This window comes from Enterococcus sp. AMC1157 (assembly GCF_058216555.1).
The window spans coordinates 115,997-131,580 of record NZ_CM177099.1; the positions used below are offsets into that span (position 1 = coordinate 115,997).

The window sequence follows — 15,584 nt, forward strand, 5'->3', positions numbered from 1 at the left end:
GGCAGGTTTATGTTAGCCACTTAATTTTATAAATGAAGTGAAGATAAAGAACCCATCAATTGAAGAGCTTGTTTTTTCGCTAAACCTAGTTGAGTAAAACTTTTTTTCGGTAAAAATCGGAAAACGGTATTTTGAAAGAAAAGTAATGCTTTATTAGGTGTTTCAAATTGTGGAGCAGATAGAATAACACCTTTTAAAAATGGATGAGGAGTGATAGCTTGTTTCAACGCCAAAATTGCTCCTAAAGATAATCCGCAAAGAACAAAAGGTTCGTCAACGAATCCAAGTTTTTTGAGAGAAATGAATCTAGACTATCTAAAGAAAGAATTTCATCATCCGTCACATGATGAAATAAATGAATGAGAGATGAAGAATAGTTTGTCGGTAAGCATTCGATCACAGAGTCCCAAGATTTTGCTGTTTGTCCTAATCCGTTTAGAAAGATGATTTTCATTTTCAAACTCATTTGTATATAAAATATGTCTTATTTTATCATAAGAAACTATGTTATAAAAAAATCATATCCATCCGAAACTGATTATCTTTATCATTTAGCCTTTTTGGTGTGTAAAAGTGCTATAACAGAAGTAGAGAAGAATCAATCAGAAAAGGGGATGGAAATAATGAGAGCACGGATAGGTACGATTATTTGTACAGTTTTTTTGATTATTGGCTTCATTTTTGATCTGGGTTTACAATGGGAGTATAGTTGGTTGCTTTACTTATTAGCTATCGTTGCTGGTGGAATTGAGCTTACGATTGATGGTGTAAAAGAGCTAATTCAAGAGAAACATTTTAACGTAGATTTACTTATGATGATTGCGGCAGTTAGTGCAGGGATGATTGGTGATTGGCGCGAGGGAGCTTTGTTGATTTTTATTTTTAGTATGAGTCATTTGCTAGAAGAGTATGCAACTGAAAAAAGTGCAAGAGAAATTAAACGTTTAATTAATCGGCAACCTCAGACTGCTCGTAAAATATTGGAGCAAGGTGGTTATCAAACGGTGCAAGTGGAAGATCTATTAGTAGGAGATCATCTAGCAGTTTTTAAAGGTGAGAACATTCCAACGGATGGTATCATTTTAATGGGAGCATCGGAAATTGATGAATCAGTGGTGAATGGTGAAAGTATGCCACAGATGAAGGAAATTGGAAAAGAAGTTTTCGGTGGAACTATCAATCTAGGAAACGAATTAACCATTGAAGTCAACAAAGAAAAATCGCAAACGGTTTTTGCAAAAATCATTCAGTTGGTGGAAAAGGCTCAAAATAGCCAAACGACAACTGAAAGTTTTATTCAAAAAGTGGAAAACAGATATGTTATGACAATAGTTTTGGGTGTTCCCTTAGCGATTTTATTCTTTCATCTTATCTTAAATTGGACATGGAATGAAAGTTTATATCGTGGTGTGAATTTGTTAGTTGTAGCTAGTCCTTGTGCTCTGGTTGCGAGTAGCACACCAGCGTTATTGAGCGCGATTAGTAATGGCGCGCGTCATGGTGTCATATTCAAAGGAGGAACTTATTTAGAAGAATTAGCCGAAATTAAAAGCATTGCTTTTGATAAAACTGGCACGCTTACGAAAGGACAACCTAGTGTGACTGATGTTGTTTGGGTCGCGCCTGAAGAAGAGATTCTACCTTATGTCCTTGGTTTGGAAGCGAAAAGTACCCATCCTTTAGCAAAAGCTATTCTAAATCATTGGGAAAATATAAATAGTAAACGATTGGTTACCGAAGAATTGACGGCACAAGGAATTCAAAGCACGGTCGAGGGAACTATTTATTATATTGGAAAAAAACGAGGCAATTATCCTGATACAGAAACAATCGAAACTTGGAAAAAACAAGGAAAAACAGTTATTTATGTAGAGTGTAATCATGATTTTGCTGGAGCAATTGCTTTACTGGATACCTTAAACAAAAATGCCAAATTAGCAGTAGACTATTTTAATCAAGTAGGAGTCCATACGCTGATGTTGACAGGAGACAACTATCAAACTGCAGAAACAATCGCTAATGAATCCGGCATTAAAGAATTTAAGGCAGAGTTATTACCAGAGGATAAAGTGAATTTTGTGCAAAATCAAAAAAGTACTTTAGGGAAAAATGCGATGGTTGGCGATGGCGTTAATGATGCTCCAGCTCTTGCGACAGCTACGATTGGTGTAGCAATGGGTGAGGGAACTGATGTGGCAATGGATATTGCAGATGTAGTTATTATGGAGAATAACTTAGCTAAGTTAGTATACACTCACAAATTGTCTCAAAAAATGAAAAAAATTATTAAACAAAATATTATATTTAGTGTGGCGGTGATCGCTGTTTTGATTGTTGTGAACATTCTTCAAGTTTTGACAATTCCTTTAGCAGTTGTCGGTCATGAAGGGAGTACAATTTTAGTCATTTTGAATGGTTTAAGAATGTTGAAAAAAATCAAATAAAAAACAAGTCCATGGTAGATTGTGATCATGGACTTGTTTTAATTGAATAGCGATTGATGTATATAAGAAAAGTGGTAAAAAAATTTCAAATCGATTCCACCGTTCGAAAAAAACGAAAAAGTCGAACACGAGCTTGCGCCACTGTTCGAAAAAACGAGAAAATCGAACGCGGGCTCATGCCACCGTTCAAAATATCCAAAAATTCACTTGTAGAATTAATTTTTCTTAGAATAAACCGAACCATCCGATAAGACTACTAATCATCATGATACTGATTGGGCTAAGTTTTTCCTTTGTCAAAAAAAATAATGAGACTAAAACAAATAAGAATGAATAGATACCACTTATAGCTGAGAATCCTAGTTGAATAGCAACGAAAAAAATAATTGCTACAGATGCGGCATTCACACCTTCTAATAGGATAGTTATCCAAGTGATAGATAATAATTTTTCGTAAAAGGGATAAACAATACCGATAAATAAAAATGGGGGTAAGAAAATGCCAACAGTAGCTAAAAAACTGCCCGACAGTCCGTTTAAAAGATAACCGATAGCTGTTGCAGTTGTAAAAACTGGGCCAGGTGTTACTTCACCAATGACGACCATATCTAATAGTTCTTGATGAGTTATCCATTGTAAGTTTTCAACAAAAGTGGTTCTTAAAAAGGAAATCAATACATACCCACTACCATAAAGTACGGAGCCAATTTTGATAAACGAAAAGAAGAGGAAACTTAAACTAAAAGGTTCTATACTAGATAATTTATTTTTTGAATGAAAGAAGTGTAAGTAGAGTGATAAGAGCCCACCAAGTGCTAAAACAGTAAACTCTGAAAAATTGAAGAATAAGAGCATTAAACAAATGATAAAAATAAAGCTGGTATTTGCTGTTTTAAAACTACTTTTAGATAGTTTATAAACAGCTACCAAAATAATGGAAAAAATAGCAGGTACTGCACCTTCGAAGATAGTTGCAATTTGTGGGATATCTTTGTAAGAAACATAAAACGCAGTGATGGCAATAACGACACTTACAGCAGGTAAAATAAAGGAGAAACCAGCGATGAGTAAACCGATAAATTTCGCTTTTTTATAACCGATAAGTAAAGCCATCTCAGTTGAATTTGGTCCGGGAATTAAATTGGTGAAGCTTAACATAGTTAAAAATTCTTTATCACTATACCAATGTCTTTTTTCTACAACTTCTTCTCGCATGAGGGCAATATGAGCAGCTGGTCCACCATAAGCAAAAAATCCTAATTTTAAAAAAATATGCAATAATTCTTTGTAAATTGACATGGGAAAACCTCCGTTAGAAGTTAATTTATTTAAAATAAGTATAGCAAGGGCAATTTTCTGAGGTCAAAGTTAATTTTGTGTTATTTATGTAAATTTTATTGTAGAAACTTCAACTTCGGTAATAACACATAAAAGTGAGTACTTGAAAACGATTTCTGATACAATAGAAATAAGAAAAAAAGTTCAAAAATAACTGAGGTGTATGGGATGTATAGAGCAAAGAAAAATAGACAAAGAATAGTTATCATCATCTTGTCAATAATATTGGTGATTACTTGTCTTGTTACGGGGTGGCTAGTGATGAATAGTTTATCCAACACTAATGAAGGGCAGGTAGAATCTTCACAGGGAGTTGATCATTCATCATCCAATGAAGAATCAGAGAATGAGAATCAACCAGAGGACGAACAGGAACCATTGAGTGAACCCTTGCTAGGATTGACGGAAAAAGAAACATTTGAAGAGACGTTTACCCCGAAAGAAGGAGAATTTATTTTACGTTCAGTTGGAGATTTATTGATACATGATCGGATATCTAATTTAGCAAATATTGAACATCCGATCCATCAAGAAGCCATCGCTCAACTTGAAAAAGAAGGAATCGACGTGAATTCTATTAGTGTGGAAGATTTTGGAGATTCAGAGACACACTATGATTTTGCACCGATGTTGGCTAAGATTACACCTTATACTGAATACGCAGATGCGACAATTGCTAATCTGGAAGTTATTGCTGCTTATCCAGATTTACCGGTTTCTGATTATCCACAGTTTAATGCTCCAAATACAATTTTAACAAACATCAAAAAGATGGGCGTTGATATTGTTAGTAATGGAACGAATCATACTTTGGATTATTACAGTGAAGGGGCGCTATTATCAATCAAACATATCAAGGAAGCTGACCTGATGTATGTAGGTAGTTATGAAAGCTTTGAAGATCAACAAACACCGAGAGTGATTGATAAAAACGGCATCAAAGTAGGTTTTTTAACGTATTCATATGGAACAAATGGTATCCCCGTAGAAGCGGAAAAAGAATACACAATCAGTTTAGTTGATATTGACCGTATGGTAAAAGAAGTCCGAGAATTGGATGAAATTGTTGATGCGGTGGTAGTGACCCTTCAGTTAGGTCAGGAATATGATACGTTGCCAGATGATAATCAACGCTTTGTCTTTGAAATGCTTAGTGAAGCAGGGACGAAACTAATTTTAGGTGGACATCCTCATGTCTTACAGCCGATGGATTGGTACAACAATAATCAAACATTTGCCATTTATTCTCAGGCTAGCTTTCTTTCAGGACAGGAACGTGCAGATAATAAACAAGGTGGAATTACAGAAGTTACTTTCAAACGTCAAGAAGATGGAGAAGTAGTGGTAGCAAATCCTAAATTTATGCCAACTTATATTTTTGGCGCACCCGAAGAACAAATGTACGAAGTAGTTCCTTATGCAGATTTTGCTAAATATGGTATCCCTGATGGTCAGGCATGGTGGGATACGATCAAAGCGAGAATGACTACTTATACAGATGAATTTAAATATGTCACTTATTTGGAAACAAGTAAAACAATTGAAGAAGAAAATAAGTATCGTTAATCTTAAATTCAAGAAAAATTTAAAAAAAGAAGAGCAAAACTGCAACAAGAAATTTTGTTCTTCTTGTTTTTGTATTTTTTCGTAAAAAAGTATAATTTACCTATAGAACTTGATAAAATAAAAGCAACGTCATGTACGTAAATAAATGAACTAATTTTCCATAATTTGAAAACGGTTAAATTAGCTTGTTAAATTGAAAGGAATGAAGAAGATGGGATTTCCAGAAAATTTTTTATGGGGTGGGGCAACAGCCGCCAATTAGTATAAAGCTGGCTATGTATCAGGAGGAAAAGGTCTAAGCACGTTGGATGCTATTACTGGAGGTAATCAAAATGAACCTCGAATGATTACTTTTAAAAAAATGGAGAAATCAAACGAATTACCAGAGAAGAGAGTCTTCCTGAAGGTGCCGTTGGTTATATCGATCCAGAGCAATAATATCCAAGCCATGTAGCAACTGATTTTTACAATCATTATAAAGAAGATATCGCTTTATTTGCTGAAATGGGCTTTAAATGTTTCCGCTTCTCTTTCGCTTGGTCAAGAATTTGTCCAAAAGGAACAGACGAGATTAATGAAGAAGGCTTGAAATTTTATGATGATGTCATTGATGAATTATTAAATTATGGGATTGAACCAGTTGTAACAATTAACCATTTTGATATTCCAATGTATTTGGCTGATGAATATGATGGTTGGTCAAATCGTAAAGTAATTGACTACTTCTTATTCTTCTGTGAAACAGTCTTTAAACGTTATAAAGATAAAGTGAAGTATTGGATGACCTTTAATGAAATCAATTTCTTAAGAAGTTGGACACAAATTGGGATTCACAATAGTGATCAACAAACGAAATTCCAAGCGGTTCATCATTTATTTGTAGCAAGTGCAAAAGACGTTCTTTTGGGTCACGAAATTAACCCAGATTTCCAAATTGGAATGATGGTCTCTTATATTCCTAGCTATCCAATGACGAGTCAACCGGAAGATGTTTTCGCAGCAATTGAATACAATCGCCAACACGAATTTTATATTGATGTTCAAGTAAAAGGTTATTATCCTGAACACAAATTGAAAGAATTTGAACGTAAAGGTATTACAATTGTTAAAGAAGACGGCGATGATGAAATTATTGCCAAAGGAAAAGTTGACTATATTGGTTTTAGTTACTATATGTCAACAGCTTCTACAGTCAATCCTGAAAAAGTAAAATACGTTGGTGGTAACCAAGTGCCAGCAGTTAAAAACCCTTATTTAACAGAATCTGAATGGGGTTGGGCTGTTGATCCATTAGGTCTAAGAATTTCATTAATTCAAATGTACGAACGTTACAATGTTCCATTATTTATTGTTGAAAATGGTTTTGGAGCTATTGATGAATTTAACGAAAATGGTGAAATTATTGATGATTACCGTATCGATTACTTTGCCAAACATATTCAATGTATGAAAGATGCAGTTGAACTTGATGGGGTAGAATTGATTGGTTACACTCCTTGGGGTTGTATTGATTTAGTTTCCGCTGGAACGGGTGAAATGAAAAAACGTTATGGCTTCATTCATGTAGACATGGATGATACAGGAAACGGCACACTAAAACGTACGAAGAAAAAATCATTTGATTGGTACAAAAACTTCATTGAATCAAATGGTGAAAACTTATAAAAACAACGAATAGTTGATTGAACACGTATGAAAAGAAAATTTTAAGTTTGTGGAAACTTAGAATTCTTCTTTAAATGCGTGTTTTTTTGATGAATCATTTAATTACATAAAGCTGGAAGGAAAAATGTAGAAAGATTATGGGTTATTTTCTCTAAATTTTTAAAATCAGTAGGTTAAGTGAAGATAAAAAGAAGCTTTTTGGTGATCTAAAATAACTAATAGCTTTAATTTTCTTAATTATAATAAAAAAATCATTTTACATGTAACTTTTTATGACATGAGTCTTGATTTTTAAATTTCCCCATGATATAGTATTAAAAACGAATAACAGAGTTGCAAAACTCGCCTTATGAAAGCATGTTCGTTTCCCTATTTTATGTAATTTCCTCTATTTTTATTGGAAATACCGGTAGTTTTGGTATGCTACCAACCCTTATTTGGTCGAAGAAAAAGTTAGTGCCTTTTTCTTCGATTTTTTTTATTTAAAAAAGAACAGAGTGAAATTTTCAAGCTACTTATGTTAATTTATTTAACATAAAAAGGCTTGGGAATTTATTTTATTTATAAATGATAGAATAAAGTATGTATATTATTCATACTCGCGCATGAATTTTAAAGAGAAAAATTGACATTTGTTTCATTTTTAACTAAAATTTCCCTTGTAATGTAAATGTTATGTTTTATAACATTTGCAAAAAGAGAGGAGTGACAAAGATGAATTCAACTATTCTATTGGTTTGCTTAGCCGGAGAGAGTGCAAAACTTTTGGCTCAACGGATAAAAGAAGCCGCATCAGAAAAAAGTGAACCGTTAAATATTCAGACGTGTTCTTTTGCGGAAGTTGATTTTTTCATTCGACAAGATGTAAAAATGATTCTTTTAGCTCCCCATGTCAGTTTTTTAGAGAAACAATTAATAGAAAAAATAGATTCAACAGTTACTTCATTAGCGATTATTCCAGCAGCCTATTATGGCAGAATGAATGGTTTAGGTGTACTCAATTTAATTAACAACCAATTGGAACAATTAGTTATTTAAGAAAGACTAACTATATAAAGTCAAGTGAAAATAAATAAAATCTTCTGATTGAAAAATAACGAATAAGTGCATCACAAATAAACCTCAGAAAGATTATTTTTTCACTACTGACGAATTTCATACGGTTCATTCTTTGTTAGAATGGCATGAATAATATAGCATAGCTTTCTTGAAACAGCGCCAATCGCTGTAAGATGGTGTTTTCCTTCTGCTCGTTTCTTATCATAAAAGGCTTTGAAAACTGGATCACATCTGGACGCAATGAGTGCCGCTTGAAACAGTGCTTTTCTTAAGTAGGGAGAGCCACGTTTACTCATCACGTTGTGAGTGGCTTCATATTCACCAGATTTTGAGACAGACGCATCGATTCCTGCGTAAGCTACTAGTTTTTTAGGCGTAGAAAATTTCTGAATATCGCCAATTTCACCTAAAATCGTCGCACCAAGGACAGCTCCAATACCAGGAACGGTTTCTATGACCGAATGAAGAGAAGCCATTAATTGTGCAATTTCTTCTTCTGTTCGTTTAATTTGTTCTTCTAAAAAGCTGAGTTGATCAATCATAGAACGTAATTGAAAAACAAAGGCATCTTGAGCAAAACGAACACCAAAAGAATGAGCGGCGGCTGTTTTCAGTGCCTCTGCCTTGCTTTGTCCAACACGACTTCGACTCGCTACACGGAGTGTTTCAGCTAATGTTTCGGCAGAAACTTGATTGAATTCATCAGGAGACGAAAACTCAGATAGGACGGCTTTGGAGGCCTTGCCAAAAATGCCAACTTTTGAAAACACCTTTTCGTACTCAGGAAAGATTTGGTCTAGTATGGCAATGACTTTTCGTTTAAAGTCGCCAGCTGTGCCAACAAGATATGAACGATAACGAGTCAATTGACGTAAGGAGAACATGGTTTCGTCCGCTAAAGCTGTTTCGTTGAATGAACCGTAGCGAATTAAGTCAGCAATTAATACTGAGTCGATACTATCATTTTTTCGTTTACGAATTTCAGTTCCTTTTCTCCAGCCATCTGTTTGAATGGGATTGATGACGTGAACAAGAAACTGTTGTTCATCAAGAAATGAGAAAAGGGCTAACCAATAGTGACCGGTGGCTTCCATACCAACAAGAAAGTCCTCTGTGGAATCAGAGAAAGAAGTAAGTCGTTCTAAAAGAGCGTGAGTACCGTCCAAAGAATTCGCAAAAGAAAAAACTTTAAGTAGGACTTTTCCTTCGTCATTCATGACGGAAGCGACGTGTGTTCGTTTGCCAATATCAATACCTAGATAAAACATAAGCACACCTTCTTTACAAAATTTGGATTGATTGCCACTCAACTGAAAAGCGTCACTACCTTGTTCTAGATACGGAGTAAGGCATTTGCCTTCAACATCTAACTCATTCGTAAACAGCTTAATAGAGAGAGGGATTAGTCTTTCGATTACGAGTTTGAAAACTCAAGGAAGAAACAATCTACCTCTCAATCCATTAAGTATATTTTCTCAAATAATTGAGTAAATACCAAATAAAAAATAACAAAAGGTTCCTAAGGTTCTCCTCTAAAAATCGGAAGATTAAAGCCTTAAATATAATATACAAGGAAGATAGACAAGTGACTTTACAAGAGAAAATCATCGAAGAATTAGGTGTCAAACCAACGATTGACCCCACAGAGGAAATTAGAAAAAGTATTGATTTTTTGAAAGAATATTTAAAGAAACATCCTTTTTTAAAAAGTTATGTGCTGGGAATTAGTGGCGGACAAGACTCGGCATTATGTGGAAGACTAGCCCAATTAGCTGTGGAAGAGTTACGAGCTGAAACTGGCGATGATTCTTATCAGTTCTTTGCTGTTCGGTTACCCTATGGCAAACAAGCAGATGAAGAAGATGCCCAACGATCTTTGGCCTTCATTCAACCAGATCACGAATTACGAGTGGATATCCAAGCTGCTGTTGATGGAGAAGTGGCTGTTTTAAAAGAAGCTGGTGTGAATGTTTCTGATTTTAATAAAGGGAACATCAAAGCCAGACAACGAATGATTACACAATATGCGATTGCTGGTGAACATGCTGGAGTAGTGATTGGGACAGACCATGGGGCAGAAAATATTACTGGATTTTTTACAAAATATGGAGATGGTGGAGCAGATATTCTACCTATTTTCCGATTAAATAAGCGCCAAGGAAAACTATTATTAGCAGAGTTAGGTGCTTCAGAAGACATCTATACAAAAATTCCAACGGCAGATTTGGAAGATGGTCAACCATTGATTGCGGATGAAGTAGCTTTAGGCGTGACATACGATGCAATTGACGATTATTTAGAAGGCAAAGAAGTACCTAAAAAAGCCAAAGAAACAATTGAGAATTGGTGGAATAAAACCCAGCACAAACGTTATTTACCGATTACTATTTTCGATGACTTTTGGAAATAATAAGGATAAAAACAAACAGGCTATGACGAACTTTTAAAGACGTCATAGCCTGTTTGTTGATTATTCGGGTTTGATTTCTAGTAATTTTTCAAATTCTTCACGAACCTGAGGAACATCTAGTCCCACAATTACTTGCAGGGAAGTTCCTTTTCTAACAACACCATGAGCGCCAATTGAACGAAAGGTACCATCTTCTGCGACTAGAGTTTCATCCGCTACACTGACTCTTAAGCGTGTGGCACAGTTGGTTACAGTTTTTATATTATCTGTTCCTCCTAAGGCTTCTAGATAATAAGCTGCTTTTTCAGCGAAAGGACTAATTTCAACAGTTTCTTCATTAGCGGAACCTGATTTTTTTTCTTTATAATCTTGACGACTATACAATTTAATATCAACAGTTTCTTTTTCTCTTCCGGGAGTTGGAAGATCCCATCTTAAAATTAAGAAGCGGAAGACAACTAGATAGATGCCAACAAAAAGTAAACCAATAATTAATTGGGTGAAAATTTCTGTTTTATGATTTGCAAACATTGGGATCCAGTTATTTGCCAGTAAACTTAACACTCCACCAGGCATATTTCCTACAACCCCAAAACCAAACATTGTGGCAGCCATTGTTGCTGCTAAGATAGAGTGAATCAAAAATAAAGGAGGAGAGATAAATAAGAACGTAAATTCTAAGGGTTCTGTAACGCCACCAACCATAGCGGTTAATGTCACAGGAATTAAAATAGAAAGGACTCTTTTTTTATTTTCTGGTTTAGCAGTTAAGTAAAGTGCTGCAGCAATTCCGACTGAGGCGAAAATTTTTGCATTCCCTTGAAGGGCAAAGCCACCAGCAGGGAACAATTCTTTTAAAGGTTGTGTGGATGCAGCAAAAGTATTCAAATTTTCCATCCAAGCAAATGTGATTCCTTCAGGAACAATTGCTGGACCATATAAAAACGGAGAAGCGACAAAATGATGGAGACCTGTTGGAATAAGGAATCGATCAAGGAAAGTATAAATCCAAACACCTAAAACACCAGAACCAGCCAAGAATGTTTGCATTGAAAAAATACCCACTTGAATTTTTGGCCAAATAAAGGCAACTAAAAAGGCTACAGGTAACATTACAAAGAAACCGAGTATGACGATATAAGCAGAGCCTTGAAAAATGCCTAACCAATCAGGTAGTTTGGTTTCAAAATAACGATTGTGTAGCCAAACTACGATGGCTGAGATGATAATAGCCCCAATAATCCCTGTGTCTAAGGTTTTAATATTAGCAATCATCTTTAATCCACTAGTCCCACCAGCATCTGTGGCAAAGTCTACTCCGAAGAAACCACCGAAATTCTTGAGCATACCGCTAACAAAATATTGAAAAGTTAAATAAAGCACAAAAGATTCCATAACAGCACGAGCATTGGCTTTTTTTGCTAAACCAATAGGTAAACCAATCACAAATAATAATTCCATTTGATTAAAAACTGTCCAAGCACCAGATTCAATAATTGACCAAATGCCATGCCACAAAGTACCTTCCGTTGCTATACTGCCAACAATCATCGGGTTTTTAAAAACTACTGCTAAAGAAACCATCAAACCTGAAAAAGTAAAAAGTAGAACGGGTGTAAACATTGCGCCCCCAAAACGCTGAATTTTTTCCATCAATTTCTATCACTCCTTCTATCTATTTGGTTGATTAGAATGACAATCATTCTAATCAACCAATCTGTACTAACTAACTCAAGAGCTAATAATTACATCAAAATCTGCATAAACTTTGTTAACATCCGTTCCGATGACAATTTGTAAGTCATGTTCGCTTTGTTTAACGATTGCAAGTGCCCCAGTTTTACGAATAGATTCTTCATCTACGACACTCATATCTTTAACGTTTAATCTCAAACGAGTCATACAGTTTGAATAACTAGAAACATTGTCTTTGCCACCAACAAATTGTAGAATTTTTTTCGCCATATAATAGTAGTTACTATGATTTAGTTTAAGTTGTAACTCTTCTTCAGTGACTTCATCACTAATTTCAATTTGTTCCACACGTCCAGGAGTTAGGACATTGTCTCTGATAATGATTGTTTTAAAAGTAAAATAGTAGAGAACCCCAAAGACTAGACCGATTGGGAAAATCATCCAAGCGCGTTCACCCAGATTGTATAACAAGGCGTATTGAATAATATTTTTACCACCACCGTGACTGACACCTAATAATGCGGTTACGACACCAGCTAAACCACTATACAATGCGTGGAAGAAATACAGCTTAGGAGAAGCAAACATGAAAGTAAACTCAATTGGTTCAGTAATACCACCTAAAACAGAAGTAATTGCTCCAGAAGTCATCAAACCTTTCACTTCTTCTTTTTGATCATCAAAGGCTGTTCGATAAATTGCATATGCAATTGCTGGTACACCGAAGAAGAAGGCAATATAAACACCGGGACCGTAAATTCCAGCAGCGACATCTCCTGCAAGGAAGCGAGGGGTAAGTCCTCTGACGATTTCACCTGTTTCTGTTGTATATGTGCCTAATTCAAATAAGAAATAAGCATTTAGTACATGGTGTAAACCGAATGGAATTAAAATTCTTTGTAGGAAAATGAAGAGAAATACACCAAGTACACCTAAACTAGCAATTCCGGTACTTAGAGCTGCCAACCACATTTGTGGGTAAACCCATACGATTGAAAACACATAAGCCATAACAATTGCTAAAATAGGAGAAAGGGTAATAACCATTTTTTCTCCACCAAAGAAGGCAAGGAAAGCTGGCACATTCCATTGACGGGAATAATTATATAAAATAGCGACCATTGCACCAAAGATAATTCCACCAAAAACGCCCATATTAATTGTTTCGTTCAAAAGAGCTATATTTGATTTGAATATCAAAAAAGAAATAGAAGTAGCAAACATGACGTAAACTTTTTCATTACCTTTTGAATAAGCAACTGCGGCAGCCATCGCAAAAATTAAATCTAAGTTTCCTATAATAATAGAACTAGCATTAGCAATGACAGGAACATCCATCATGGCTGGTGAGAACAGATTTCCGATGATTGCGGTAATTGGAATAATCGCAATAGGAATCATCATTGTTTTACCTAATAAAGACAACTGAGTAGAAATTTTATTCCATACTTTTTTCATTTGAGAAACATCCTTCCGTGAATCATTTATTTTGTTGTAATTGTTGAATACGTAAAACATGAATACTTAAATAAATTTGTTCGTTTTCACTAAGTTTTTTTTCAAATAATTGTTTAGATAGAACATTTGCTTTGTTTGTAACCTGATTCAATTTAATCAAGTCCATTTCTTTAATTCGCAAGAATCCATCTCCTAAAATAACTTCGCTGGTATCTTTTTGATTGCTAATCAATCGTTGGGCTAAAAATTTTAAGTGAACAATTAATCGCTCGTAAATCCAATCATTGTAGGCCCCTTCGACTTCGTAGCTTTCGCTAATGATTCGAATCATTTCTTTAATAAATTCTGTGATTCGATAAACATCAGTATTATTTCCTCGCATGGAAGCATTCAAAACATGCATTGCTAAATAGGAAGCTTCATCATCATCGAAAGTTGTCTTGTATTTTTTATTTACCAACTCAACTCCAAATTGCCCAACAGCAAATTCTTTTGGATAAAAAACTTTAATTTCCGTCATCAATAAATTAGGAACAATAATGTCTTGATGAAACATTTCTATTTTAAAGGAAATATGATCTGCAAGTTGGAGTAGTAGAGAGTCCAATAGAGGATAATCAATGGTTGCTTGAGCTTTAATAAAAATTTCTCGGGCAATTTCTAAAACTTCTACATCAATGCGATCAATAATTTGTTGAATGTCTTGTTTATTTGGTTCAGATAATTTAAAAAATTGATAACTTTCATCAAAGGGTAATTCTTTTTTGCCACGCACTTTATGTCCAATTCCTCGACCGGTAACCAAAGCAACTTGATCGGTATCAGTAAGCACGGCAACAATGTTATTGTTGTATATTTTTAATATTTCCATAAGCTATCTCAAACCTTTCATCACAGAGTGTGGAGAAACTTGATTTCTTGTTCGGTATGAGCAGATTGACCTCCTTCGTGTCCACTAAAAGGATAGTAGAAGATTTCTTTTGGAGACTGTATGCGATTATAGGTGGCGAAAAATGCTTCTGCCGGACAAACATTGTCAACACCACCAACTGAAGCGAGTAAAGGAACAGTTAGTTTTTCCGCTAAATTTTTGGTGTCAAAATAACTTTGATTGTGTAAGATGAGTGCTAATTTATCTGGATCATGTTTACAAATTGATTGAAAAGCCTTAAAAGAACCAGTTCCTTTCAAAATACGTTGATCAATGTCGCTGTTACTTGGTACATTGGCAAGTATGGCGGTTGCATTTTGTATAAGGCAACCAATTGCTACAGCTAAACCACCTGCTTGGCTAGTTCCTTCTAGCACGTACTCAGAATAGCCTAACTTTTCTGGTAAAAGAGAAGCCAGCATCATATCAGTGTAAATCATTTTTAAGTAACACGTTTCTAAATTAAAAGCATTTAATGTGATAACTTCTGACATTGGACCCATTAGTGGTGTATTACAACCAGTTTCTCCTCCTTGAAGTCGTACATCAAAAGTTAATACATCGTAACCAGCATCTAACCAATGAAAATAAAGATGAGGTTCACGCTTTGAACTTCGATAACCATGGCTGGTTAACAAACATTTTTTGTTTTGATTATTCTTGCTACGAATGTACCAACCATAGACTTTTGTGCCATCTAATGCAGGAAATACAATTTTAAAAATTTCTTTTGTTGAATAAAAATAAGTTTCTTCTGTTAATGAATAAGTCAAATTAAATTGGATTACTTCTCGAATCTGTTGTTCCCAAAATTCATCAAAATCTTTTGCTTTTGTCTCCTTTCCAAGGTAAGATAAGTAGTTTTCGGGGATATTTTTGGCCATTTTTTCTCCTCCATTCCTAAAAAAGCGCAAAAAAAGGCAAAACTTGTAAGTTTTGCCTTTAGCAGTAGCACCTTATCCAAAATATAGCACAGTGAAAAAAGGATGTCAACGCTTTCTTTTTAAAAAAATGATAT

At 34.9% G+C, this 15,584-nt stretch carries 12 protein-coding genes and 1 pseudogene; 5 read left to right on the top strand and 8 right to left on the bottom strand.

Translation table 11 applies throughout. The features are described from left to right. Positions 1 to 26: 26 nt before the first annotated feature. Together AC4BBX_RS00590 and AC4BBX_RS00595 are read right to left on the bottom strand one after the other, a co-directional pair. A complete protein-coding gene (locus AC4BBX_RS00590; protein ID WP_490454549.1) occupies positions 27 to 227 on the bottom strand; it encodes a hypothetical protein in 201 nt (66 codons plus the stop codon). Positions 228 to 241: 14 nt separating this feature from the next. Continuing rightward, a complete protein-coding gene (locus tag AC4BBX_RS00595; protein ID WP_490454550.1) occupies positions 242 to 454 on the bottom strand; it encodes a hypothetical protein in 213 nt (70 codons plus the stop codon). Between the two features lie 169 nt (positions 455 to 623). Here AC4BBX_RS00595 and AC4BBX_RS00600 point away from each other — a divergent pair, with 169 nt between their 5' ends. Then, on the top strand, positions 624 to 2,444 hold the full coding sequence (locus tag AC4BBX_RS00600) for a heavy metal translocating P-type ATPase (protein ID WP_490454551.1): 1,821 nt from the start codon (positions 624 to 626) through the stop codon (positions 2,442 to 2,444). 225 nt (positions 2,445 to 2,669) lie between these two features. Here AC4BBX_RS00600 and AC4BBX_RS00605 read toward each other — a convergent pair whose 3' ends face one another. Beyond that, entirely contained in the window at positions 2,670 to 3,743 is a 1,074-nt protein-coding gene (locus tag AC4BBX_RS00605) for a chromate transporter (protein WP_490454552.1), read from the bottom strand. 300 nt (positions 3,744 to 4,043) lie between these two features. On the opposite strand from AC4BBX_RS00605, the gene AC4BBX_RS00610 reads away from it, so the two are divergent. The 3 genes and pseudogenes from AC4BBX_RS00610 to AC4BBX_RS00620 all read left to right on the top strand — a co-directional run bounded on the left by AC4BBX_RS00610 (position 4,044) and on the right by AC4BBX_RS00620 (position 8,051). Beyond that, positions 4,044 to 5,348, top strand: a complete 1,305-nt coding sequence (locus AC4BBX_RS00610; protein WP_490454553.1) for a CapA family protein — start codon at positions 4,044 to 4,046, stop codon at positions 5,346 to 5,348. A gap of 211 nt (positions 5,349 to 5,559) precedes the next feature. After that, positions 5,560 to 7,013: pseudogene (locus AC4BBX_RS00615) on the top strand (glycoside hydrolase family 1 protein). Between the two features lie 714 nt (positions 7,014 to 7,727). Further along, positions 7,728 to 8,051 carry a PTS sugar transporter subunit IIB gene (locus AC4BBX_RS00620; protein WP_490454554.1) on the top strand — a complete coding sequence of 108 codons (324 nt, stop codon included), beginning with the start codon at positions 7,728 to 7,730 and terminating at the stop codon, positions 8,049 to 8,051. A gap of 104 nt (positions 8,052 to 8,155) precedes the next feature. Here the strand turns inward: AC4BBX_RS00620 and AC4BBX_RS00625 are convergent, their stop codons facing one another. Next, positions 8,156 to 9,340 carry an IS110 family RNA-guided transposase gene (locus AC4BBX_RS00625; RefSeq protein ID WP_490454555.1) on the bottom strand — a complete coding sequence of 395 codons (1,185 nt, stop codon included), beginning with the start codon at positions 9,338 to 9,340 and terminating at the stop codon, positions 8,156 to 8,158. A 317-nt stretch (positions 9,341 to 9,657) separates the two neighbouring features. On the opposite strand from AC4BBX_RS00625, the gene nadE reads away from it, so the two are divergent. Further along, entirely contained in the window at positions 9,658 to 10,482 is an 825-nt protein-coding gene (gene nadE / locus AC4BBX_RS00630) for an NAD(+) synthase (RefSeq protein ID WP_490454556.1), read from the top strand. Between the two features lie 60 nt (positions 10,483 to 10,542). On the opposite strand, the gene AC4BBX_RS00635 is transcribed toward nadE, so the two are convergent. The 4 genes from AC4BBX_RS00635 to AC4BBX_RS00650 form a co-directional block, all read right to left on the bottom strand. Next, positions 10,543 to 12,138, bottom strand: a complete 1,596-nt coding sequence (locus AC4BBX_RS00635) for an alpha-glucoside-specific PTS transporter subunit IIBC (protein ID WP_490454557.1) — start codon at positions 12,136 to 12,138, stop codon at positions 10,543 to 10,545. Between the two features lie 75 nt (positions 12,139 to 12,213). After that, on the bottom strand, positions 12,214 to 13,635 hold the full coding sequence (locus AC4BBX_RS00640) for a PTS transporter subunit EIIC (protein ID WP_490454558.1): 1,422 nt from the start codon (positions 13,633 to 13,635) through the stop codon (positions 12,214 to 12,216). A gap of 22 nt (positions 13,636 to 13,657) precedes the next feature. After that, positions 13,658 to 14,506, bottom strand: coding sequence for a PRD domain-containing protein (locus tag AC4BBX_RS00645; RefSeq protein WP_490454559.1), 849 nt, complete (start codon positions 14,504 to 14,506; stop codon positions 13,658 to 13,660). A 20-nt stretch (positions 14,507 to 14,526) separates the two neighbouring features. Further along, positions 14,527 to 15,450, bottom strand: a complete 924-nt coding sequence (locus AC4BBX_RS00650) for an acetylxylan esterase (protein WP_490454560.1) — start codon at positions 15,448 to 15,450, stop codon at positions 14,527 to 14,529. Between the last annotated feature and the right edge of the window lie 134 nt (positions 15,451 to 15,584).